General features: G+C 70.9%; 18 protein-coding genes and 1 pseudogene. 9 read left to right on the top strand and 10 right to left on the bottom strand.

Annotation, left to right across the window (positions count from 1 at the left end; genetic code table 11):
- Positions 1-9 precede the first annotated feature (9 nt).
- From Aau02nite_RS08460 to Aau02nite_RS08450, 3 genes are read right to left on the bottom strand one after another with little or no spacing between them, the layout of a single operon-like run.
- On the bottom strand, positions 10-4,887 hold the full coding sequence (locus Aau02nite_RS08460; RefSeq protein ID WP_246594996.1) for a DNA repair ATPase: 4,878 nt from the start codon (positions 4,885-4,887) through the stop codon (positions 10-12).
- Positions 4,884-6,950, bottom strand: coding sequence for a flotillin family protein (locus Aau02nite_RS08455; RefSeq protein ID WP_212987766.1), 2,067 nt, complete (start codon positions 6,948-6,950; stop codon positions 4,884-4,886). Before Aau02nite_RS08455 ends, Aau02nite_RS08460 begins: the two co-directional genes overlap by 4 nt.
- Positions 6,951-6,977: 27 nt before the next feature.
- Positions 6,978-7,553, bottom strand: a complete 576-nt coding sequence (locus Aau02nite_RS08450) for a hypothetical protein (protein ID WP_212987765.1) — start codon at positions 7,551-7,553, stop codon at positions 6,978-6,980.
- A 492-nt stretch (positions 7,554-8,045) separates the two neighbouring features.
- On the opposite strand from Aau02nite_RS08450, the gene Aau02nite_RS08445 reads away from it, so the two are divergent.
- The 4 genes from Aau02nite_RS08445 to Aau02nite_RS08430 are packed head-to-tail and all read left to right on the top strand — an operon-like array spanning position 8,046 to position 12,625.
- Positions 8,046-9,392 (top strand): glycosyltransferase family 2 protein, encoded by a 1,347-nt coding sequence (locus Aau02nite_RS08445; RefSeq protein WP_212987764.1) that lies wholly within the window; start codon positions 8,046-8,048, stop codon positions 9,390-9,392.
- A 34-nt stretch (positions 9,393-9,426) separates the two neighbouring features.
- A complete protein-coding gene (gene wecB, locus Aau02nite_RS08440; protein WP_212987763.1) occupies positions 9,427-10,623 on the top strand; it encodes a non-hydrolyzing UDP-N-acetylglucosamine 2-epimerase in 1,197 nt (398 codons plus the stop codon).
- Positions 10,623-12,260: a DUF2334 domain-containing protein gene (locus Aau02nite_RS08435; protein ID WP_212987762.1), complete on the top strand. Its 1,638-nt coding sequence runs from the start codon at positions 10,623-10,625 to the stop codon at positions 12,258-12,260. The genes wecB and Aau02nite_RS08435 overlap by 1 nt, the downstream gene beginning before the upstream one ends.
- Positions 12,260-12,625, top strand: a complete 366-nt coding sequence (locus tag Aau02nite_RS08430; RefSeq protein WP_212987761.1) for a hypothetical protein — start codon at positions 12,260-12,262, stop codon at positions 12,623-12,625. The genes Aau02nite_RS08435 and Aau02nite_RS08430 overlap by 1 nt, the downstream gene beginning before the upstream one ends.
- A 354-nt stretch (positions 12,626-12,979) precedes the next feature.
- On the opposite strand, the gene Aau02nite_RS08425 is transcribed toward Aau02nite_RS08430, so the two are convergent.
- Both Aau02nite_RS08425 and Aau02nite_RS08420 read right to left on the bottom strand, forming a co-directional pair.
- The gene (locus Aau02nite_RS08425) at positions 12,980-13,741 is read right to left on the bottom strand and encodes a dienelactone hydrolase family protein (RefSeq protein ID WP_212987760.1); all 762 of its coding nucleotides are present in this window, start codon (positions 13,739-13,741) and stop codon (positions 12,980-12,982) included.
- A gap of 257 nt (positions 13,742-13,998) precedes the next feature.
- Positions 13,999-14,601, bottom strand: a complete 603-nt coding sequence (locus tag Aau02nite_RS08420) for a TetR/AcrR family transcriptional regulator (protein WP_212987759.1) — start codon at positions 14,599-14,601, stop codon at positions 13,999-14,001.
- 122 nt (positions 14,602-14,723) lie between these two features.
- Here Aau02nite_RS08420 and Aau02nite_RS47280 point away from each other — a divergent pair.
- From Aau02nite_RS47280 to Aau02nite_RS08410, 3 genes and pseudogenes are all read left to right on the top strand, one after another.
- Positions 14,724-14,834, top strand: a pseudogene (locus Aau02nite_RS47280) (hypothetical protein); the annotation flags it as partial.
- A gap of 15 nt (positions 14,835-14,849) precedes the next feature.
- Positions 14,850-15,020 (top strand): hypothetical protein, encoded by a 171-nt coding sequence (locus Aau02nite_RS46265; protein WP_246594995.1) that lies wholly within the window; start codon positions 14,850-14,852, stop codon positions 15,018-15,020.
- Entirely contained in the window at positions 15,017-16,624 is a 1,608-nt protein-coding gene (locus Aau02nite_RS08410) for an MDR family MFS transporter (RefSeq protein WP_212987758.1), read from the top strand. The genes Aau02nite_RS46265 and Aau02nite_RS08410 overlap by 4 nt, the downstream gene beginning before the upstream one ends.
- A gap of 170 nt (positions 16,625-16,794) precedes the next feature.
- Here the strand turns inward: Aau02nite_RS08410 and Aau02nite_RS08405 are convergent, their stop codons facing one another.
- Entirely contained in the window at positions 16,795-18,222 is a 1,428-nt protein-coding gene (locus Aau02nite_RS08405; RefSeq protein WP_246594994.1) for an MFS transporter, read from the bottom strand.
- 117 nt (positions 18,223-18,339) lie between these two features.
- On the bottom strand, positions 18,340-19,011 hold the full coding sequence (locus Aau02nite_RS08400) for a TetR/AcrR family transcriptional regulator C-terminal domain-containing protein (protein ID WP_212987757.1): 672 nt from the start codon (positions 19,009-19,011) through the stop codon (positions 18,340-18,342).
- A gap of 203 nt (positions 19,012-19,214) precedes the next feature.
- On the opposite strand from Aau02nite_RS08400, the gene Aau02nite_RS08395 reads away from it, so the two are divergent.
- Positions 19,215-20,819 carry a GGDEF domain-containing protein gene (locus tag Aau02nite_RS08395; RefSeq protein ID WP_212987756.1) on the top strand — a complete coding sequence of 535 codons (1,605 nt, stop codon included), beginning with the start codon at positions 19,215-19,217 and terminating at the stop codon, positions 20,817-20,819.
- Positions 20,820-21,126: 307 nt separating this feature from the next.
- On the opposite strand, the gene Aau02nite_RS08390 is transcribed toward Aau02nite_RS08395, so the two are convergent.
- Together Aau02nite_RS08390 and Aau02nite_RS08385 are read right to left on the bottom strand one after the other, a co-directional pair.
- Positions 21,127-21,498 (bottom strand): hypothetical protein, encoded by a 372-nt coding sequence (locus Aau02nite_RS08390; protein WP_246594993.1) that lies wholly within the window; start codon positions 21,496-21,498, stop codon positions 21,127-21,129.
- A complete protein-coding gene (locus Aau02nite_RS08385) occupies positions 21,476-21,727 on the bottom strand; it encodes a hypothetical protein (RefSeq protein ID WP_212987755.1) in 252 nt (83 codons plus the stop codon). Before Aau02nite_RS08385 ends, Aau02nite_RS08390 begins: the two co-directional genes overlap by 23 nt.
- A gap of 258 nt (positions 21,728-21,985) precedes the next feature.
- Between Aau02nite_RS08385 and Aau02nite_RS08380 the strand changes: the two genes are divergently transcribed.
- Positions 21,986-22,222, top strand: coding sequence for a DUF397 domain-containing protein (locus Aau02nite_RS08380; protein ID WP_212987754.1), 237 nt, complete (start codon positions 21,986-21,988; stop codon positions 22,220-22,222).
- 49 nt (positions 22,223-22,271) lie between these two features.
- Here Aau02nite_RS08380 and Aau02nite_RS08375 read toward each other — a convergent pair whose 3' ends face one another.
- Positions 22,272-23,162 carry a Sco1979 family transcriptional regulator gene (locus Aau02nite_RS08375; RefSeq protein WP_212987753.1) on the bottom strand — a complete coding sequence of 297 codons (891 nt, stop codon included), beginning with the start codon at positions 23,160-23,162 and terminating at the stop codon, positions 22,272-22,274.
- Positions 23,163-23,222: the final 60 nt, after the last annotated feature.

The following is a 23,222-nucleotide window of genomic DNA, read 5'->3' as shown; positions in this document are numbered from 1 at the left end:
CCCCGCGGCTCAGCCGGGGTCGGCGAGCCGGCCGATGGCCTTCTCGATGCCGCCGACGCGGTCGGCCAGCAGGCCCACCGCGCCCACCGCGCGGCTCATCGGGTCGTCCCCGTCGCCGCCCAGCGCCTGCTCGCGCAGGAAGGCCGCCTTCACCTCGGCCCACCGCTGCTCCTGCTCCGCGGTCAGCCGTCCGCGCAGCTCGGCCAGCTTCAGCAGGTTCGCCTCCGCGCCGGTCGTCAGCGTCTGCGCCTCGCCGCGGTAGTGGTCGTCGATGACCAGCTCCAGCTCGGCCTCGTTCATCACCGGGACGATCCGCTCGGCCAGCTTGTTCATGTTGCGGTACGAGCCCTGCAGCTTGAACGGCGGTTCGGTGCGCGCCGCGTCGGACTGCCCGGCCGAGGCGATGTACGCCTGGTTGTTGCGCAGCACCACCCGCTGCACCCGGCGCATCTTGCGCAGCACCGAGAGCACCTGTTCCAGCTCGGTCGCCGAGTACGCGTAGCTGAGCCGGTCGGGCCGTACCGAGTCGTCGCCCTCGGCCAGCCGCACCAGCAGGGGCAGGTCGGCGCGGTCGCGGGCGGACAGCGGGGCCAGCACCTGGTTCGACGTCAGCGCGTTCTCCAGGTACGACATCTCGAAGACGTCGTCGCGCCCGGCCAGCACGTCGCCGAGGTTCCACACGTCGGCCCGGTTGGCCAGCATGTCCGGGATCCGGAAGCGCTGCCCGCTCTCGGTGTACGGGTTGCCGGCCATGCACACCGCGAACCGCTTGCCCCGCATGTCGTACGTGCGGGTCCGGCCCTCCCAGACGCCTTCCATCCGGCGCTGCGCGTCACAGAGCGAGATGAACTTCTGCAGCAGCTCCGGTGAGGTGTGCTGGATGTCATCCAGGTAGAGCAGGACGTTGTTGCCCATCTCCAGCGCGAAGGAGATCTTCTCGACCTCCTGGCGGGCCGTCGCGTTCGGCGCCTCGGCCGGGTCCAGCGAGGTGACGTCGTGGCCCAGGGCCGGGCCGTTGACCTTGACGAAGACCAGGCCGAGGCGGTTGGCGACGTATTCCATCAGGGTCGTCTTGCCGTAGCCGGGCGGGGAGATGAGCAGCAGCAGGCCGGACTGGTCGGTGCGCTTGGCGTCGCCGGCCGCGCCCAGCTGGCGGGCCAGGTTGTCGCCGATCAGCGGCAGGTAGACCTCGTCCAGCAGCCGGTTGCGCACGAAGGCGGTCATCACGCCCGGCTTGAACTCGTCCAGGCGCAGGCGTTCGCGTTCGGCGGCGGCCAGGGCGGTCCGCTGCTTCTGGTACGCCCGGTACGCCGGCACCGCGGTGGCCCGGAACTCGCGGGTACGGGTCAGCACCTCGTCCAGCCGCAAAGTGATCTTGCCGTCGGCGATCCGCGGGTGGTTGCCGAGCAGCCGGGAAACGGTCTCGGTCAGCGCCGCCGCGGAGTCGTACCGGGTCAGCGCGGTACCGGTCAGTTCCAGAGCCACCGCCTCGGCGAGGTCGTCGGCCGACCCGGCGTCCGGCTGCGCGGCCAGGAAAGCGGTCAGCCAGGTGGTGACGAGCTGCTGCCGCGCCGCGAGATCATCCGCGAGCGTCCGCAGGTCGTCCGCGTAGTCGCGGGATGCCGTCGCCGGACCGCTGCCCAGCGCCCGGTGGAAGCGTTCGACCAGGGTGCGTGCCCCGGCGCTGGTGACGAACCCGGCCGGGGTGCTCGCCAGCTCCTCCACCAGGTACTCGCCGACCAGGGGCTCCGGGCTGAGCTCGGCGTAGAGCTCGGGCAGGGCGGAACCGGCCGAGCCGAACATGTCCCGGGCGCGGACCAGCGAGGACGCCCGCCGCGCCCAGCTCGCCTTGTCGCCCTCGCCGAATGCCCAGAGAAGCTGAGCGGCTGCGCGCACCGGACCGGGGAAGCGCAGCAGGCCGGCGGCGGCGCGCAGGCGGATCAGCGCATCCAGGATCAGCGCCGCGTCGGCGTCGTGGACACCGCGCTCGTAACCCTCGTCGTAGCGGGCCTCGGCGGCCCGGCGCACGACGGTCAGCAGCGTGCCGTCCGCGGCGGCTGCCGCGACTCCGGCCGGATCGTCGGCGAGCAGAGCGGCCGCGAGGTGCTCGCCGCGGTAGACCGCGGCGGTCTCGGAGACGACGGTCTGGTCCCAGTACGCCCGGGTGGCCAAGAAAGAGGCGTCCCGGACCGGCGCCCGGTAGTCCGTGCCGGTGATCGCGAACGCCAGCTCGTCGCCGTGCGGCACCAGGGTCAGGTCGATGGCCTGGGTGTTCACCGCGAACGTGTGCCGGCCCAGCCGGATGGTGTTGCCGTCGGCGCCGTACAGGTCGAGGCGGTCGCGCAGGGCCCGGCCGGCCTCCTGCCGGGCGGCCTTGACCCGCCCGTCCAGCTCCTCGGCCCGGACCGTGTCGCCGAGGGTACGCAGCTCGCCCGCGACCGAGCGCAGCTTGCCGACCATCGGATCGGTGGCGAAGTAGGTGTTGACCTCGTCGAGGGTGCCCAGCGCGGCCACTCGGCGCTGCACGCTGGCCAGCGTGCGCTGGGCGGAGTCGACCAGCCGGTCGGCGCGCCGCGCCCGCTCGTCGAGCAGCGACTGCCGGCGGGCGGCGAACGCCTCGTAGACCTCCGAGCGCTTGGCGCTGAGCTGGTCCACGAAGTCGTCGAAGTCGCCGAACCGCGACTCCAGCGCCTCCACCTGCAGCATCAGCTTGGCGACCTGCTCATCGCTGCGTTCCGGGGTGTCCGCGGCGGCCAGCGCGGCCGTGACGGACTGACCCAGCAAGGTGAACTCCGCCGCGAACGCGGCCCGGCCCTCGACCGCGGCCAGCTCCCGCCGGCGCGCGTCCAGCGTGGCGCGGGCCCGGTTGACTCCGCCGAGCACCTCGCCGATGCGTTCCAGGATGGCCACCCGCACGGTGGCGTCGGCGATGTCCAGACCGCCGACCACCTCGGTGACCACCTGCAGGCCGTCGGCCTGCTCGGTGAGCCGCTCGCCGACCGGCCCGGCCTCGGCGACGGTGGCGATCCCGGCGGCGTCGGCCACCAGTTGCTCGACCGACTGCTGATAGCCGGCGAAGGCATCCGCGCGCTGGAGGAACTCGACCGCGCGGCGGGCGGTGGAATCCACCTCGGCGGCCAGGTCGTGCTCGAGGCTGTCGAGGCGGCCCAGGTCGACGTAGCGCAGCTCGCGCAGGGTGACGATCCGCCCCTGGGCCTGGCGCAGCGAGGCGAGCTGCCGGATCCAGGCGTCGGTCGTGGTGGGCACCTCGCCCCGGGCCCGGCGGATCAGCGAGGTGGTCGCGGTGGCGGCCTCGTCGACCGCGGTGGCGGCCTGGGTGGTCAGTTCCTGCACCGACTCGTACTCGTCCAGGACCTGCTCGGCGGTGGCGCGGACCTCCGACAGCGGGGTCCGCAGGTCGCCCAGCTCGCGCTCGCCGAGCCAGTGGTAGTGGTCGAAGAGCCGGCCGCACGCGGCGATGATGGCCTCGAAGACCGCGCCGGAGGGCGTCATCTCGTCGACCATCCGGGCCACCGACAGCGTGTCGGCGATGCCCCGTACCAGGTCGGCGTTGCCCACCCGGTCCAGCGGTCCGCTGCCGACCGGCTGCGCCGCGGCGTACGTGTCCGAGACGTACGGCGTCTGCCACACCTGCATCGGGTGCACCCGGGTCGGCTCGTCGGTGACGTGCCGGAAGGCGATCAGCGTGCCGTCGTCGAACAGCGAATACCCGTGGCAGGTGATCGGGGTGGCGACCTCCTTGCGGATCACGTTGTACGGCAGCAGCAGATACCGCCCCGAGGCCCGCGCGTGGAAGACGTAGAGCACGTCCTCGCCGTTGACCGACCGGACCACGCGCTCGAACTCGAGGTCGGTGACGTCCGCGTCGAACGTCTTGGCCACCCCGGTGGCGAGGTAGTAGCCGCCCGGGAAGATGACGCCCTGGTCCTCGGGCAGCCGCTGGCAGGCCTGGCCGATCCCGTCGAGGCGCCGCACGTCCCGGGTACGGGTGTTGAAGATCAGATACCGCTGGGTGGTCTCCTTGTACGGCAGCACCCGCAGCAGGATCAGCGGGCCGATCCGGGCGTACGCGATCTCCGCGTCGGCGAGGCTCTGCAGCGGCTCGTCGACCGGCTCGGAGAAGATGCCCTCGCCGTCCTCGGTGTTGTTCTCCACCTTGACGGTCAGGCTGCCGCCGACCGTCTCCACGAAGACCTCGTCCTCGATGGACACGTGCGGGTGCCGGCCGAGGACGTGCTGCTCCCGGGTGGTCGGCGTCCACTCGAAGTCGTGCGACGAGGGGAAGACGTGGTCGCGTTCGCCTCGGTTGTCCACGTACGCCACCGAGCCGTCGACGCCGACCTTCCAGCGCAGCACCTTCAGGTCGTCCGCCCGCGCCCCGGTCTGGAAGACCGCCAGCAGCAGGCCCTCCAGCCGGCGCAGCTGCAGCAGGTGGGTCTCGCGGTAGTACCTGTACAGCTCCGCGAAGTCGCGCTGGAAGACCGGATCGTCGAGCAGGCCGGGCAGCGCGGTGCCCGGGTCGAAGCGGAACGCCTCGCCGTCGCGGCCGAAGCCGTGCACCGAGAACACGTCGTCGATCGACGTCTCCGTCTTGAGCCCGATGAACACGTTGTAGCCGAACAGCATCGCGCCGCCGACCTGCACGACGTCGCGGGGCACGCAGTTGTTGACGGTGCGGATGCGCTCGGTGCCGAGCAGCCGCATCTGCTGCCCGCCGAAGGTCTCCACCCGGCGGGCGTTGAGCGCCTCGGCCCGCGCGGCCAGCTCCTTGGCCTGGCCACCGAGCCGGGCGCGCAGCACCTCGTAGGTGCCGGCATCCAGTGCCGCGGCCTCGGTGGCCGCGGCACCCACGGGCGCGGTCGTCACTGCTGGGCCACCACCGTGCCGTTGGCCGGGGTCGCGGTCAGGGCGGAGACCCTGGTGTCGGCGACGCCCAGCTTCTTCGCGGCGGCGAGCAGCTCGCGCAGCTTGCCCGAGTCCTCGCCACCGTTCTTGATCTGCTGGGTGAGGAAGGCCGCCAGCGTCAGGTTCGCCACGTCACCGGTGGAGACCGAGCCGAGCAGCCGGCTCAGGTCGTCGGTGATGCTGGCCGAACCGTCGAGGTAGCGCGAGCCGAGACCCTGCGCCACGGTGGAGTGCTCGACGAAGCCGTCCAGGCTCTTGCCCATGGTGATCGAGCCGAGCAGCTTGTCGAAGAAGACCGAGTCGCCGCCGACGATGTCGATGTTCGCCTTCTCCAGGCCGGCCGCCACGACCATCGCCTGGGACTCGGCGATCTCCTTGTGCACGGTGATGCCGGCGAGCCGGATCTCCTTCTCCGTCTCCAGCCGCAGCCGGTACTCCTCGTGCTCGCGGGTGGCGTCGTCCAGCGCGCCCATCGCCGCGGCCTTCTCGGTCAGGCCCTCGGCCTCGCCCTTCAGCTTCTCGCGGATCGCCTCGGCGGCGACCAGCGCCTTCTCCCGCTCCACGATGGCCTCGGCGCGGCCGGTCAGCTCGGTGACCTCGGCGTTGGCCCGGCCGGTCTTCTCGATGACCTCGGCGTTGCGCTCGCGCACCTGCACGTCGGCCAGGCCGGCGGCGGCCGCCTCGGCCTGCGTACCCTCGGCCAGCCGGATCTTGGCGCGGGCGTCGAGCTCCGCGGTCTGCTGGCGCGCCTCGGCCAGCAGCAGCTCCTCGCGGGCCTTGAACCGGGCCGCGGTCTCTGCCGCCTCGGCCGCCTTGATGTCCTTGACCAGCGCCTCCTGGGCCTCGGCCTCGGCGTTGATGATCACGGCCTGGCGGGTGCGCTCGGCTTCCTCGACGACGCGCAGGCGCTTGATGTTCTCCTCCTGCTCGGCGACCGTCTTCTCCACGGCGATGCGCTCGCGGATCACCTCGGCGATGGCCCGCTTCTCGCCCTCGACCTCCTTGTCCTTGGAGATCGTGGACAGCTCGGTCTCGCGTTCGCGGCCGATGACCTCGAGCATCCGGTCCTTCTCGATGCGCTCGGTCTCGATCGCGATGACCCGCTCGCGGTTCTTCTCGGCGACCGCGATCTCCCGGTCCTTGTTCTGCTTCTGCACGCCGAGCTGCTGCTCGGTACGCAGGTGGGCGCCCTCGGCGCGGAGCCGCTCCTCGGCCTGGGCGAGCTGGATCTCCGCCGTCTCGCGGGCCCGGATGGTCTCGATCTCGCGGTTCTGCTTGATCTCCGCGTCCGCCTGCCGGCGCTCCAGCTCGAGGATCGCCTCCCGGGCGTCCACGTTCTGCCGGGTGATCTCCTTCTCCTCGTTGCGCCGGAAGTCGTTGGTGCGGACCGCCTCGATCGCGGTCAGCTCGGTGATCTTCCGGATGCCCTGGGCGTCGAGGATGTTCTTCGGGTCCAGCGAGTGCATCGGGGTCTGCTCGAGGAAGTCGATCGCGGCGTCCTCGAGGCTGTAGCCGTTGAGGTCGGTGCCGATCACCTCGATGATCTGGTCCCGGAACTCGTTGCGCTTGGTGTAGAGGTCGACGAAGTCCAGCTGCTTGCCGACCGTCTTGAGCGCCTCGGAGAACTTGGCGCTGAACAACTCCTGCAGCGTCTGCTCGCTGCTGGCCCGCGTGGTGCCGATCGCCTGGGCGACCTTGATGACGTCCTCGGTGGTCTTGTTGACCCGGACGAAGAACGTGATCCGGATGTCCGCCCGGATGTTGTCCCGGCAGATCAGCCCCTCCCGGCCGGTCCGGGAGATCTCGATGGTCTTCACCGAGATGTCCATCGTCTCGGCCTTGTGCAGTACGGGCAGCACGACCGCGCCGGTGAAGGTGACGTCGACCCGGCGCACCTTCGACACGATGAGCGCCTTGCCCTGCTCCACCTTGCGGAACATGCGGCTGAGGAAGAAGACGACGCCGAGCACGATGAGCAGCACGACGGCGATGAGCACACCGAGTCCGGTGGAAATCACGTCCATCATTGATCCTTCTTGCCGAGGGGCTGACTAGAGAGCTACGTCTGCGGGGACGATCCAGAAGAACTCGCCGTCCGCGTCGAAGTCGTAGAGCACGGCGACCGTGCCGGCCCGGAGATCGTCGTTGCCGGCCTGGCGGACCTGCACCACCGCCGAGGACCCGTCGGGTGCGTGCACCTCCGCCTGGCCGAAGGTGGCGGTGACCCGCCCGGTGCGCACGACGCAGGTCAGTCCGACGAAGTCGGCCCGCGACGGCTCGGCGCCCGACGGCAGGAAACGCCGCAGCACCAGCACGGCCAGGCGCGCGATCACCCAGGCCACCACCAGGGCGCCGGCCAGCACCAGCCCGGCCGGCACCGCGCCGAGCAGCTCACCACCGGCCAGCGCGGCGAACCAGGCGACCGCGATGAGCAGCGAGAGCACGACCGAGGCGGGCACGCCGCCGAAGCCGAGGAAACCGAGGAAGCCGCCGTCGTCACCGCCGCCGTCGCCGTCGGGATCGGCCCCGCCGACGATGACCACGAGCCAGTAACCGATGACGACGACCAGGAGCGGGGTGAAGATGACGGCGGGGAAGCTGAGCGCAGCCTCGAAGAACCCACCCATGCGTCCGCCCCGTTTCCCCGTGTGCCGACCGCGATCGGCCGCCCGGAAGGTGGGCGGCCCGTGCTCCTGCGGTGATGTCGATGATCGCAGGAGCCGTCAACGTGTGTTGTCCCCGAACCGACCAGATCGTGCTGGCTCTTCAGTCGGAAGACCGACGGTTTCTCACCGACTGTAATCAGACGAAGCCGGTCGGCAATTCGCCGGGGCAAACGACTCGTCAATACGTTGAGTAACCGCAACTTCGCTCGCTCACCCCTCCCGTCCCGCTTTGTCAGTCGGCGTCCTCACGCGCGGTGACGCGGCTTTTCGGGCCATCTGCGGAGATTCGGCCCGCCTGGGATGTCTGACATAGGCCGAATGGCCAGTTCGCCGCAACGGTCCGGTCGCCGCTATTGTGTGACGCTCCGTAGCGTCTTAATGTCCTGATACGTCCAATAGCGCGGCCCTGAAACACCGGCCACCAACACGGACAGCGACGAAGGGAGGCGAGTGATGACGGCAGCCGACAGCTGGTACCTGGTGATCGTCGGATACGCGATCATGCTGGCCTGGCCGGTCTCGACGCTGGCCCTGGTGAGCTTCGCGGTGCGCTACGCCGCGTCGCACCGCACCGCGACCGTCAGCCGCTCCCTGGAGCACGGCGACGGCACCCCGCAGCACTTCTGGATCATCGTGCCGGCGCTGAACGAAGAGGTCGTCGTCGGCAACACCGTCAACGCCGCCCTCGGGCTCAGCGGACCCGGCGGCACGCTGGCCCGGGTGCTCGTGGTGGACGACGGCTCCGACGACCGCACCCCCGAGGTCCTCGCCGCCATCGACCACCCGCGGCTGCGGGTGCTGCGCCGGGAGCTGCCCGAGGCCCGCCAGGGCAAGGGCGAGGCCCTGAACGCCGCCTACCGCTACATCGCCGAGCGCACTGCCTCCGACGGCGTCGACCCCGACAAGGTCGTCATCGGCATCATCGACGGCGACGGTCAGGGCAGCCGCAACATCCTGCTCGAGGTCTCCCGGATGATGCGGGACACCACGATCGGCGCCGTTCAGGTGCAGGTCCGCATCCGTAACCGCGACAAGCTGCTGGGCGCGGTGCAGGACCTGGAGTTCGGCGCGATCGTCAACGCCTGCCAGAGCCTACGCGACACGATCGACACCGTCGGCCTGGGCGGCAACGGGCAGTTCACGCGGCTGTCCGCGCTGCTCGCCCTGGGCGACGCGCCCTGGTCCGCGTGCCTGGTCGAGGACCTCGAGCTGGGGCTCCGGATGCACCTCGACGGGGTGGGCATCCGCTACACCTCCCGCGCCTCGGTCACCCAGCAGGCCGTCGTCGACCTGCGCCGGCTGACCCGGCAGCGCACCCGCTGGGCGCAGGGCAACATCCAGTGCGTCCGGTACCTGCGCCGGCTGATGAGCTCGAAGCGGATCAGCACCACCTCGCTGCTCGAGGTCATGCACTACCTGATCTCCCCGTGGATCAACGCGGTGGTCACCGTCGTGCTGCTCGGCGGGGTCACCATCGCCACGGCCGGCCTGCTGATCGGCCACCCGGTGCCCTACCTGCAGAGCTGGACGGCGCTCGCCGCGAGCGGCGCGACGTGGTTCGCGGTCACGTTCTTTCCCGGCTTCGTCTGGGCGCTGGTGCACCGCTACCGGCTGCGCGACGAGACCCTGCGCCGGCTGCTGATCGCCGCGGCCGCGTACCCGGTCTTCCTGCTCCTCGGCCTGGTCGCCACCTACCGCGCGATCGGCCGCCAGGCCTCCGGCCGGCAGGCCTGGGCCAAGACCGAACGGCTCGCCGAGGAGCCGCTCCCGCACCACCTGCAAGTCGCACTGGCCGCCTGAAGGTTCCCCCCTCCCGGAAGAAGGCTCCCCCCACATGTCGCTCCCCGAAGTCCACCTGATCGGCGGCACCCGCCCCGAGGCCGTCAAGCTCGCTCCCGTCGCCCTGGCCATGCGGGACGCCGGCCTGCTCACCCCGGTCCTGGTCGCCAGCGGCCAGCACCCGGCGATGGTCAGCCAGGCGCTCGCCGCCTTCGACCTCACCCCGGACGTCACGCTGCGGGTCGAGCGCGGCACCGGCAGCCAGGCGGAGCTGCTCACCGAGATGATCCGGCAGCTCGACGCGCTCTGGGCGCAGCGGACCCCGGCCGCCGTGCTGGTGCAGGGCGACACGACCACCAGCCTGGCCGGCGCGCTGGCCGCGTTCTGGCGCCGCATCCCGGTCGTGCACCTGGAGGCCGGTCTGCGCTCCGGTGACCTCGACTCGCCGTTCCCCGAGGAGGCCAACCGCCGCCTGGTCGCCCAGGTCGCCGCGCTGCACCTGGCGCCGACCCCGCTGGCCGCCATGAACCTGCTCGACGAGAACATCGCCACCGCGGACGTGCTCATCACCGGCAACACCGTGGTGGACGCGACCCTGGCGGTCGCCGGGCGCCGCCTGCCGTTCGAGAACCCGCAGGTGGCCGCGGCCCGGACCGCCGCCGGCGGGCGCCGGCTGGTCGTCGTGACAGCCCACCGGCGCGAGTCGTGGGGCGCGCCGCTGGACCGCATCCTGGCCGCGGTCCGCCGGCTGGTCGAGCGGTACGCCGACATCGACGTGATCCTGCCCAGCCACCCCAACCCGGCCGTCCGCGCGCAGGTCGAGGCCGGGCTCGGCGGCATCGAGCGGGTCACCGTCACCGACCCGCTGCCCTACCCCGACCTGTCCCGGCTGCTCTCCGAGGCCTACCTGGTGCTCACCGACTCCGGTGGCATCCAGGAGGAGGCGCCGTCGTTCGGCGTACCGGCGCTGGTACTGCGCGAGGTCACCGAGCGGGTCGAGTCCCTGCACGCCGGCTGCGCCCTGCTGGTCGGGTCCGACACCGACCTGATCGTCAGCGAGGCGTCCGCCCTGCTCGACAGCAGGGTCCGCCGCGACGCGATGACCGCGGGCGGCAACCCGTACGGCGACGGGCTCGCCGCCGCCCGTACCGCCCAGGCCACCGCCGCTCTGCTCGGGCTCGCCCCGGCACCGTCCCCCATGCCCACCGGCATCTCCTCCGCCACGACCGCCACGTTCGGAGCGTCCTTCTGATGCGCAACTCCAGGCTCTCCCGCCGCGCCCTGCTCGGTGCCGGTGTCGCCGTCACGGCAACCGCCGCTCTCGGGCTCGGCGTGGTCAACGCCGACGCCGCCGTACGGACCGCCGCCACCACGGCGATCGCCGCGAAGTCCGGCAAGGCCGCTCCCGGCGGTGGCACCGCGAAGACGCTGGTCCTCTACGACACCACCGGCGACTACGGCTGGATGGGAGAGGTCTACGCGACCCAGACGGCCAACCTGAGCTCGCACTTCGGCTCCTGGACCGCCGCACCGGTGGCGAACTACCGGGCCGGTGACCTGTCCGCGTACACCGCGGTGATCTACCTCGGGTCGACCTACGACGAGCCGCTGCCGGCCGCCTTCCTGGACGACGTCACCGCCACCACCAAGCCGGTGACCTGGGTATTCGACAACATCTGGCAGCTGGCCGCGCGGGACACGAACTTCGCCGCGACCCGCGGCTTCACCAGTGGCGCGTTCGACTTCGCCGCGGTGGCCGAGGTTGGCTACAAGGGCCGCAAGCTGACCCGGGACACGACCGACAAGTCCGGGATCATGAACCTGACGATCACCGACGCCACCAAGGTCAAGACCCTGGCGACGGCGGTACGCCCGGACGGCACCACGTTCCCCTGGGCCGTGCAGTCCGGCAACCTCACCTACGTGGGGGAGATCCCGTTCGCGTACGTCACCCACGACGACCGCTACCTGGCCTTCGCCGACCTGCTCTTCGACTCCCTGGGCGACACCGGCCTGTCCCGGGAGCGGCACCGCGCGCTGGCCCGCATCGAGGACGTCGGCCCCGACTCCGACCCGGTCGAGCTGCGCGCGATCGCCGACTACCTGTACGCGCAGAAGGTGGCGTTCAGCGTCGCCGTCTACCCGCGCTACCGCGACCCGAGGGGCGTGCAGAACGGCGGCAAGGCCCAGGACTACACCCTGCTGCAGAAGCCCAAGGTGGTGGCGGCGCTGAAGTACATGCAGCAGCGCGGCGGCACCCTGCTCATGCACGGCTACACCCACCAGTTCGGCAGCGTGGCGAACCCGTACGACGGCGAGAGCGCCAACGACTTCGAGTTCTACTCGGCGCACGTGGACGCGAACAACAGCGTCATCTACGACGGTCCCGTACCCGGTGACTCCGCCGCGTGGGCCGCGAGCCGGATCTCCGCCTCGGGCCTGACCTTCGCCCTGGCCGGCCTCGGTGTGCCCACTGTCTTCGAGTTCCCGCACTACGCCGGCAGCGCCGTGGACTACCAGGCGGTCAACTCGGCCCTGGGCAAGCGCTACGACCGCGGCCTGTACTTCCCGGGCGTGCTGACCGGCAGGAAGTTCGACTACACCCGGCAGTTCGGCCAGTTCTTCCCGTACACCGTCCGCGACGTCTACGGCTCGGTGGTCATCCCGGAGAACATCGGCAACGTCGAGCCCGAGGCGTTCAACAACCACCCGGCCCGGCTGCCCGCCGACCTGCTCGCCTCGGCCGGTCGCAACCTGGTCGTCCGCGACGGTGTGGCCAGCTTCTTCTACCACCCGTACCTGGGCACGGACCACCTGAAGGACCTGGTCACCGGCATCAAGGCGCAGGGTTACACCTTCGTCAGCGGCCCCTCGATGCTGGCCGGCTGATGTCGGGCACGGCGGAGGTGGCCGCCTTCTACGCGCAGTCCTGGATCAACTGTGACCCCCGGGCGGCGCGCCGGGTGATCGCCGGGGACGCCGAGATCGAGTGGAACCTGGACGTGCCGGTCGACGACGAGGAACTCGTGCAGACCCTGGACCGGATCGCGGCGTTCGCCGACTCGGTCACCGTCGTGTCGACCACATGCGTCGGCGACCGTGCCGCCCTCGTCTACGACTGCGTGGCCCCGTTCGGGACCGTCCGCATCGCCGAGTTCGTCACGGTCGCCGACGGTGTGCTCAGCGGGATCCGGCAGGTGTACGACGTGGTGGCGCTGCGCCGTTACTTCCCGGGCCTGCTGGACGAGGACTGACCTACTTCTCCTTCATGGACTTCAGCGGGCTCGGGTCCACCGACGAGCCGGCCGGCATCAGGCAGTACGGCACCAGGTTCGGCGGCTGGGTGGAGATCTGCCCGGTGGCCTTGTAGGCCGGGGAGACGACGGCCGGCGTGATCCACTTGTGGTTCCAGTAGACGTCGCCGGTGAAGCTCTGCGGCCGACCTCCCGGGTGCTGACCAGCTGCTTGCTCTTCGGGCCGGCGCCACCTTTTCGGATAGATGAACGCGGCCTGCGTGGTCAGCGCCTGTGCCGACGGCGCCGTGGTCGGGACTCTCTTCGAACCCGCCTACGACCGGCGCCGCGATCAGTTGAGCAGAACCCGGCCGGTCAGCGCGCCGGGGTGGGCAGGGTGGCGTCGAGCAGCTCGAAGAGCTTCTCCCAGTGCCGCTTCTCGGCCTCGGCGGAGAAGGCGGCGGTGTCGGCCATGGTGAAGCCGTGCTCCGCGCCGGGATAGATCTCCGACCGGAAACGCACGTCCGCCGCGTCCAGGGCCGCCTCCAGCCGGTCGATATCCTCCTGCGGCATCGAGTGGTCGTGGTCGGCGTGCGCGAAGTACACCTCACCCTTGATCTTCGCGACCTGCCGGTGCGGGCTGTCCGGCTCGTCGGTGGCCAGCCGGGCGCCGTGGAAGCTGGCCAGCGCGACGATCCGGTCCGGGTACGCCGTGATCGCCTTGAGACCGTTCAGGCCACCCATGCAGTAGCCGACGACGGCGTCGGGACCGGCCGAGACACCGTCCTGGGCGGCGAGGAAGTCGAGGTAGGCCCCGGCGTCCCGGGTGATCGCCGCGGTGTCCAGCTGCTGCATCATCGGCATGAGCCGCCCGAAGACCTTCCCCCGCTCCTCCGGGTCGGCCAGGCTCGAGGTGTCGGCGACCGGCGTCCGCGCGCTGCGGTAGAAGAGGTTCGGCGCCAGGACGGCGTAGCCACGCTCCGCGATGCGCTCGGCCATCTCGTAGAGACGCGGCCGCAGACCGAAGACGTCCATGTAGAAGAGCACGCCCGGGAACGGCCCGTCACCGTCCGGCACCACCAGGTACGCGTCCGCGGTCCCGTCCCCGGTCGGCACGTCCACCATCGTCTTGCGCATGCCTGCCTCCTGAGCGCCATCGGTGATCAGTTCGACCGTACTGCGGCGTTCGTACCCTCCGGGCATCGGCACTCCACGGGGCAGTCGTGCTTGAGAGAGATTTAAGGAATTTCCCCTCTTCCTTTAATGCACGCGGAGTGAGGATCAACACGTCAGGCTGACGGCCCGTCCCCCAGGGTTTCCCCGGACCCACCACCCATCGCGCGGCGTCGAGAGCCCCCACTCTCGGCGCCGTGCCCCCGTTCCGGGGCACGCGCTCAGGCGAAGCCGCGGCCGGCCTCGGTCAGGGCCCGGTCCACCAGGTCCGGCAGGGACGTCTCGGCCGGGGCGTCCAGCCAGACGTGCACCGCCACCCGCAACGACGCCATGAACGTGGCTGCCGCCAGCCGGGCGCGTACCCCCGAGGGGTCAGGCTGGTCCGTACGGGCCGCGACCGCGGCGGCCAGCTCACGCTCCACCGCCGCGAAGGTGTTGAGCTGCTGCGCCAGCAGCGCGGGCCGGCTGCGCAGCATCCGGGTCTGAGCCACCCAGGCCGGGTCGCGCTCGCCGACCTGCCGGTAGAACTGCCGAGCCGCCTCGGTCAGCGCCTGCCACGGCCCCTCGCCGGCCGGCCGGGCCGCGACCATGCCGACCAGCACGGTGATCCGCTGGTGGTCGCCGTAGAGCAGCGCCTCCTCCTTGCTGGCGAAGTAGTTGGAGAACGTGCGGCGGGAGACCCCGGCCTCGTCGGCGACGGCCTCCACGGTGATCTTGTCCGCGCCGTGGGCGATCGCGAGGCGCACCGCGGCCTCGTGCAGGGCCTGGCGGGTCGCGGCCTTCTTGCGCTCCCGGAGGCCCACCTCGGCGGTCGTCGTGCTCATGGGCCGAGCCTAACCAGGATGTGATTCACTTCCCAATGAGCAAACTTGCGCAGTGGGCAACATCAGCCGATAGTTGTATGTGGCAATCAACTTGAGGAGGTGGCCATGGCCCACGACGCGGGTGCCACCTCAAGGACCTGGCCGTCCGGTGCGCCCTCGACCCCTCGACGAGCAGCCGCGCCTTCGCCGCCCTGGTCCGCTCCGGCCTGGCCGCCCGCACTGCCGACCCGAGGGACGGCCGCGCCAGCGTGCTGACTGTCACGCCCAACGGGCGGCACACCCTCGACGAGTTCCACCGCCTCGCCGACGCCCTCCGCGACTGGAGCCCCGAGGAGATCGCGGTCCTCTCGGCGCCGCTCCAGCGCTTCGCCTCCGACCTGCTGACCCGTACCGACCGAAACCTGGAGGTCGCGCGATGAGCGCACCCACCGTCACCCGCGCCGAACCCGGCGCGATGAGCCACCGGCAGATCATGGAGGCCCTCAGCGGCCTGCTGCTCGTGCTGTTCGTCGCGATGTCCAGCGCCACCATCGTCGCCACCGCGCTGCCGAAGATCATCGGCTCGCTCAACGGCAGCCAGACCCAGTACACCTGGGTCGTCACGGCGAGCCTGCTGACCGCGACCGCCACCACCCCGATCTGGGGCAAGCTCGCCGACCTCTACAGCAAGAAGCTGCTGGTCCAGCTGGCCATCGTGCTGTTCATCGCCGGCTCGATAGTGGCCGGCTTCTCGCAGACGGCGGGCCAGCTCATCGCCGCACGCGCCTTCCAGGGCATCGGCATGGGCGGCGTCCAGGCGCTGGTCCAGGTCGCGATCGCCGCGATGATCCCGCCCCGCGAGCGCGGCCGGTACAACGGCTACCTCGGCGGCGTGCTCGCCCTGGCGACCGTCGGCGGCCCGCTGCTCGGCGGCCTGATCGTGGACACCTCCTGGCTGGGCTGGCGCTGGTGCTTCTTCATCGGCGCGCCGATCGCCGTGATCGCCCTGGTCGTGCTGCAGCGCACCCTGCACCTGGCGACGATCCGCCGGGACAACGTGAAGATCGACTACGCGGGCGCCTCGCTCATCGCGGCCGGCGTCAGCGTCCTGCTGATCTGGGTGTCGTTCGTGGACAGCTCGTTCGGCTGGATCTCGTGGCAGACCGGCGCCCTGGTCGGCGCGGGCCTGGCACTGCTGGCCATCGCGGTCCGGATCGAGTCCCGGGCGGCCGAGCCGGTGGTACCGCTGGAGATCGTCAAGCAGCGCACCACCGCCCTGTCGATCCTGGCCAGCCTGGCGGTCGGCATGGCGATGTTCGGCGGCTCGGTCTTCCTGGGCCAGTACTTCCAGATCGGCCGCGGCTACAGCCCGACCGAAGCCGGCCTGCTCACCATCCCGCTGATGGCCGGCGTGCTGGTGTCCTCGACCATCTCCGGCCGCATGATCAGCAACTCCGGCAAGATCAAGCCCTACATCGTGGCGGGCACGCTGCTGCTGGTGGCCGGCTTCGCGGTCCTCTCGGTGATCGACCACCAGACCCCGCTCTGGTACGTCGGCGTGGGCATGGCCCTGGTCGGCATCGGCGTCGGCATGTCGATGCAGAACCTGGTGCTCGCGGTGCAGAACTCGGTGCAGCTCAAGGACATCGGCGCGGCCAGCTCGACGGTGGCGTTCTTCCGCTCGCTCGGCGGCACCATCGGCGTCTCGGTGCTCGGCGCGGTCCTGGCCCACCGGGTCACCGACTCGATCACCACGCAGCTCGCGGCAGCCGGCGTCCCGGCGGGCAGCTCCGGCGGCGACACCAGCAGCCTGAACCTGGCCGAGCTCCCGGCGGCGATGCAGCACATCGTCCGGGCCGCGTACGGCGACGCGACCGGCCACATCTTCCTGCTCTCGGCGGCCATCGCGGTGGTCGGCGTGATCGCGGCCCTGCTGTTCAGGCAGATCACGCTGCGCTCGACGATCGACCTCGCCGGCGCCGCCCCGGAGGCGAAGAGCGCCGAGGACGAGTCGGCCATCCCGGCCGGATCGATCAGCCGGTAAGCGATGTAATGAGCAGCGGCGCCCAGATCTCCCGGGCGCCGCTGCTCGTCCTGGCGGCCCCGGTCCTCCCAGGCGCCGCTGCTCGTCCTGGCGACCCGGCCCTCCCGGGCGCCGCTGTCGCCTTGCCGGCCCGAGCCGGGCCGAGGCGCCGCTCGCCTTGCCGGCCTGGATCAAGCCGCGGCGGTGGCCTCGGCCATCTGGTCGGCGGTCGGGCGCAGCCGGGGCGCTCCCAGCGCCATCACGATGTTCGCCGCCGCGAAGAGCGCCGCGATCATGAGACCCCGTTCGAAGCCGCCGACCAGCGCATCCTGCTGGCCCGTCCCGCCGGTCACCAGCGACTCGACGTGGGACGTGGCCAGCGTCGTGATCGCGGCCAGGCCCAGGGCCCCGCCGACCTGGTAGCCCGCGTTCACCACCCCGGACGCCGCACCGGCGTGGTCGTGCGAGACATCGGCCACGGCCGCGATCGAGGCCGGGGTGCCCACCGCGATGATGCCCACCCCGAACAGCACCAGGCCGGGCAGGATCGTCAGGGCGTACGAGCCGGTGGCGTCCGCGCCGGAGAGCAGCAGCAGGCCGACCACGCTGAGCGCCGCGCCGCCGAACTGGACCGGCTTGGTGCCGAAGCGGGTCACCAGCTGCGACGCGATCACCGCGCTGGCGATCGCCGCGACGCCCATCGGCAGGAACTGCAGGCCGGTCTCCAGCGCGGTCAGTCCGCGGACCTGCTGCAGGAAGATCGCGGTGAGGAAGAACATCGCCAGGAACGCCGCGCCGTTGAGGGCCAGCGCCACGACCGACGTGGTCAGGCCGCGCGAGCGGAACAGGCTCAGTGGCACCAGCGGAGCCGCCGACCGGGCCTCCACCCGGACGAAGGCGACCAGCAGCGCCAGGCCCCCGGCCAGCAGCGCGATCACCTGGAAGGACGACCAGCCCAGCGGCTCGGCCCGGATGACGCCGAGCACGATGGCCAGCAGGCCGGCCGTGCTGAGCAGGGCACCCGCCACGTCGAAGGTGCGCGTACCCGTCGTGGTGACCTTCGATTCACCGACGAAGAGCGGAACGATCGCGGCCAGCGCCACCGCGATGGGCACGTTCACCAGGAACACCCAGCGCCAGCTGAGCGAGTCGACCAGCAGCCCGCCGGCGATCACCCCGAGCGTGCCGCCGAGGCCGGCCAGCCCGCCCCAGACACCCATCGCGATGTTGCGCTCGCGGCCCTGCTTGAACGTCACCGTGAGGATGGCGAACGCGGCCGGCGACAGCAGCGCGCCGCTGAGGCCCTGGATCGCGCGCATCACCACGAGCTGCTCGGGGTTCTGCGCGAGACCTGCGATCAGCGAGGTCAACCCGAACAGCACCATCCCGACGATGAAGACCCGGCGGCGGCCGAGCAGGTCGGCCGCGCGGCCGCCGAGGAGCAGAAAACCCCCGAAGAGCAGGGTGTACGCGCTGACGACCCACTGCAGCCCGGAGGCCGAGAAGCCCAGATCCCGCTGGATGTCCGGCAGCGCCACGTTCACGATCGTCACGTCGAGCACGACCATGAACTGGGCGACCGCGATGACGGCCAGGGTCGACCACGGATTGCGTTGCACCGGTTCCACCTCCACCGAGCGCCGCCCTGTGCGGCGTACATGTACACCGTAGATGTACGGCGTATAGGCGCGTCAAGCGGAGGTTCGGGTGCTTCGGTGTGATGAACGACGCGCTGATCAGCCGCGCTGGAGGCCGCGTACGCCCTGCACGAGCAGGTCGAGGTTGAGGGCGAAGTAGGCGTCCTCATCGCGGCAGACCACCAGCGCGGGCGCGGCGGCGATGACGTTCGGATAACGCGCCGGTGACAGTGACTCGAGCCGGGCCCGCTTGTCCCGCAGGGCCTGCTCGCGCTCCTCACCGGCATGCGCCGGGCCGGGCGCCGGGTCCGCGCCGACCAGCGTGATGACCGAGCAGATCAGGAAGGTGCCGACCTCGGCCGCCTGGGTGGCCGCGAAACCGGCTTCACGGAGCAGCCCGAGGACCCGTTCGGCGATCCGCAGCCCGGACTCGGCGGCCAGGATGCGCCGCAGCGCCAGACCGGCGATCGCCGGATGCGGTCGGATCGCCACCAGGAACGCCTGCAGGATCTCGCGGAGCTGGGCGTGCCACGGTGCATCGCCCGGCTCGGGCAGCCGCACGGCCTCGATCAGATGCTCGGCGAGACCGTCGAGCAGGCTGTCCTTGTCACTGAAGTGCCAGTACATGGCCATCGGCGTGACGCCGTGCTCCTGCGCCAGCCGGCGGATGGTGACAGCCTCCAGGCCCTCGGCGTCGGCCAGAGCGACCGCGCTGAGGACGATCGCGTCGCGGCTCAGCCGTCCCCGGGTGGTGTCGTTCCGCTTGGCCATCCGGCAACTGTACGACGTACATGGCGGGGTGACCCGCGGTGGCGGCGAGGTGGATCACGTCTGGGACGCTGGGACCCGGTGTCACTCACGGCTAGCCTTTGGAGACAGAGCGCGATGTCCCGTACCCCTGAAAGGTTGGTCATTGTTCTTCAACCCGGGGCCGTGGTGTCGATGATTCGCGTGGAGGGGAAGGGGTGAGCTGGATGGACGTACGCAAGCAGGAAGCGACACGGCTGTCGGCTGCCCTGACCGAGATCGAGGACCAGTATCTCTGGGACGCCGATGCCACCCTCACGACCGCCGTCGCGATCGAGGAGCAGGCTCTCGCCCTCGGCGACGAGCGGCTCGTCTTCCGGGCCCGGCTCTGCCAGGCCAACATGGAAATGCGTAAGGGTGAAGTGGCCGCGGCGGCCCGGCGGATCTGGAAGATCCACCAGTGGGCCACCGACCACACCGACACCATCGTGCTGGCCCGCACCCACCTGGTCTGGGCCAACATCCACCGGCACCTGGGCGACGCCGCCCAGTGCCTGGAGCACTCGGTGCTCGCCGTCGAGCTGCTCGACGAGCAGGCCACCCCGCACATGCAGGTCTGGCACCGGGCCAAGCTGGCCGACGCGCTCGGCCTGGCCGGCTCGATGGACGCGGCCCGGCAGCGGTACCAGCAGACCGAGGAGCTGGCGGTCGATCTCGGCCTGCCCCGGCTGCTCATGGGCATGCTCAACAACTACGCGTACACCGAGCACGCGGCCGGCGAGAACGGCCGGGCCCAGGAGGTCGCGCGCCGGCTGCAGCAGGTGGCCGAGCGGCACGGGTTCACCCTCGACCCCGCGGTGCTCGACACCATCGGCGTCATCGAGATCGAGAACGGCAACTACCTGGCGGCCGAGCGAACCCTGCGCGAGGCGGTCCGGCGCCACCACGACGGCAACTACGAGGACGCGGACGCGCTGGCCGAGTACATGCTGACGCTGGCCCGCGCCCAGCGTTTCCTGCGGGCCACCGACCGCGCGCAGGTCAACCTGGACATGTCCCGCACCCTCTGTGTCGAGCGCGGTCTCGGCGACGTGCTGGTCCGGGTGCACCAGGAGCAGGCCGAGCTGCACGCCGCGCGGGGTGAGTTCGCGGAGGCGTTCGCCGTACACAAGATCTTCTTCTCTGCCCACAACGCGTTGCACTCCTCGCAGCGGGAGGCCCAGGCCCGCACCCGGCAGGCCATGTTCGAGACGACCGAGGCGCGGCAGGAGGCCGAGCGGTTCCGTGAGCAGGCCCGCCGCGACCCGCTGACCGGGCTGCGCAACCGGCGTTACCTGGACGAGGAACTGCCCGGCCTGATCGAGGCCGGCGGACCGCTCACCGTGGCGATCGTCGACCTGGACCACTTCAAGCGGATCAACGACCAGTTGTCGCATGACGTCGGCGACCAGGTCCTGGTCCTGGTGGCCAAGCTGCTGGAGACGGAACTGGCCGCGGTGTCGCCGGACGGCTTTGTGGCCCGGATGGGCGGCGAGGAGTTCCTGATGGTGCTGCCCGGCACCGACGTGCCCGAGGCCACCAACCGGCTGGACGGTGTCCGCGAGGCGGTCAGCTACTACGACTGGGCCGAGCTGACCCGCGGCCTGCCCGTGACGGTGAGCATCGGCGTGGCCGGCCTCCGGGACGCGCCGGCCGCCACCCAGGCGAGCCTGCTGTCCATGGCGGACAGGAACCTGTACGTGGCCAAGCACGCCGGCCGCGACCGCGTCATCTCCACAGGCCCGCGCGACGCCCGCCACCGCTCCTACCGCGACAGCGCGTCCGCGGCCTGAAGCCGTGGTTCGTCCGGAGCGACAGCGGGGTTGGTGAGCGCAGCGAGCGAGCTCAGCCGTGCAATCAGCCGGCAGGGAGCGCAGCGACCGGTGTCGGCGGGAGCGACGTCCAGCACCACCCACTCAGGCACGACATCCAGCTCTTGACCTTGCATCTGTGCTGGGTTTCAGGTGTGTTCCAGAAGCAAAAGGGCCCGGCCGAGCGATCCGGCACGGGGGAACCGGACCGCCCGGCCGGAGTCGGGCTGCGCGCCCTGCGGCGCGCTCCGAGCGACACCTGCCGGTGTCGCTCGCAAGTATGAAATTCTCAGGCCCGCAGGCGGGTCCTCTTCCGCGGTGGCGGGTGCGGCAGCCGGCCGGCCCGGACCAGCACCTGACGGCGTGAACCCTCCTGGCCGGCCCGGTCGATCACCGTGCCCTCGACCTCGAGCCAGGTGTCGCCCTCGTACGGGATCGGCTTGCCCCACTCGACCCGGTCGACCCGCAGCGTGAGCGGGCCGATGCCGTAGCAGTAGTCGGTCTCCGCGAAGACGTGCACCGGCCAGCGCGGGACGCTCAGCTGGATGCGTCCACTGCGGATGATCGGGGCGGCCAGGGCCCAGACCTTGCGGCCGGGTGCCGTCCCCGTGCGCCGCCGGCGCGCGCAGTGGACGTGCTCAGTGACTCGCGTCGGAATCACCGCCGTCGCTCGGGTCCTGCTCGGCCGGGGGGAACCTGTCGGGGCGGGTCAGGGGGTGGCGGACGCCGCCGAAGCGGTGCGACAACGCGGTGGCCCGGGTCGACGCCGCTTCCATGCCTCCGGTGAGCGGCTCGTCCCGGTAGACCAGCGCCGGATTGCCGCGCCGGTTGTCCGTGCCGTCGGCGTCGGCCGGCTCCGGCTGCTGCGGGCCGGCGTTCGGGACCGTCATGCTCGTTTCCTCCCGCTCGGACGCCCCCGCCAGGGAGCCTCGCGTCGCGCGGTGCCGGAGCCGCGGAGGTCTCTCCGCGACCGACCCGTCACTCAAAGATGTCACCCTCCGTGACCCACCTTCTGTGGGGCTCGTGCGTTATCATGCTCACAATCATGTGAGAACGCAAGGCCAAATGCACGTGCATTTGCACAGCAGGTAGCCGGCGTGACACACAGAGCCGGTCCCCGGACCGGTCAAACCGTTAGGGAGCAAGTAATGACGCGCATTGTGAACGGCATGCCCGCCGGGCAGCTGGAGGGTGTGACCTGGCAGAAGAGCGGCCGGAGCAACCCCAGCGGCAACTGCGTCGAGTGCGCCGCACTCCCGGACGGCAGCGTCGCCATGCGGAACTCACGCGACCCGGAGGGTGCGGCCCTGATCTACACCCCGGCGGAGATCGAGGCGTTCCTGGGCGGCGTCCGCGACGGGGACTTCGACAACCTGCTCCAGTGAGTCACCCCAGGGGGCGATTGACCCACAGTGATCACGCCGACCCTGCGGGTCAGCTGATCCGGCCCACCTCGTGCAGCAACTTGCCGAGGATCTCCTGGGTGTGACTCGGCGGCTCGGCATCGATGCAGACGCGTTCCATCGCGATCGCGTAGTGGTCGACGTCGTCACGCTTTTCCAGATAGATGGCGCTCGTGAGCTGCTCGACGTAGACCACGTCGGGCAGCTCCGGCTCCGGGAAGCGCAGGATGGCGAACGGGCCACCGGCGGCGGCGTGCCCACCGGCGTGGAACGGGATGATCTGCAGCCGGATGTTGGGCTTCTTGGCCGCCTCGATCAACGCCTCGATCTGGGCCCGCATGACCTCGGGGCCACCGATGGGCCGGCGCAGCACGGCCTCGTCGATCACGGCCCACAGCTGGGGCGGTGTGGTCCGGTGCAGGATCTGCTGGCGCTGGCGGCGGAGCTCGACGCGGCGGTCGATCTCGTCGGCGTTCGCGCCGGCGTGGCCGAGCAGGATGACGGCCCGGGCGTACTCCGGCGTCTGCAGCAGGCCGGGGACGAACTGGATCTCGTACGTGCGGATCAGCGACGCCGCGGCCTCGAGCCCCAGGTACGACTGGAACCAGGGCGGCAGGATGTCGCCGTAGTGGTGCCACCAGCCCGGAGTGTTGGCCTGGCGGGCCAGATTGAGCAGAGCCTCCCGCTCGGCGTCGTTCTTGACGCCGTACATGCTGAGCAGGTCGGCGACGTCACGCTCCTTGAAGCTGACGCGGCCGAGCTCCATCCGGCTGATCTTGGATCCCGAGGCACGGATCTCGTAACCCGCGTCCTCCCGGCTGATGCCCTTGCCCTCGCGCAGCCGCCTCAGCTGGGCACCGAGCAGGATGCGCAGCACGGTAGGGCCGCTGGTCGGCGACTCCTCCTGCGTACCCGCGCTCACCTGACTCCTATCGATCGGTCCCGGATGCAAGTTGCACCTCTTAGACCCTGGTAAATAAGG

This window comes from Actinoplanes auranticolor, from assembly GCF_018332655.1.
Classification (GTDB): domain Bacteria; phylum Actinomycetota; class Actinomycetes; order Mycobacteriales; family Micromonosporaceae; genus Actinoplanes; species Actinoplanes auranticolor.
The sequence above is the reverse complement of the archived record's forward strand: the minus strand, read 5'-3'. Positions and strand labels throughout refer to the sequence as shown.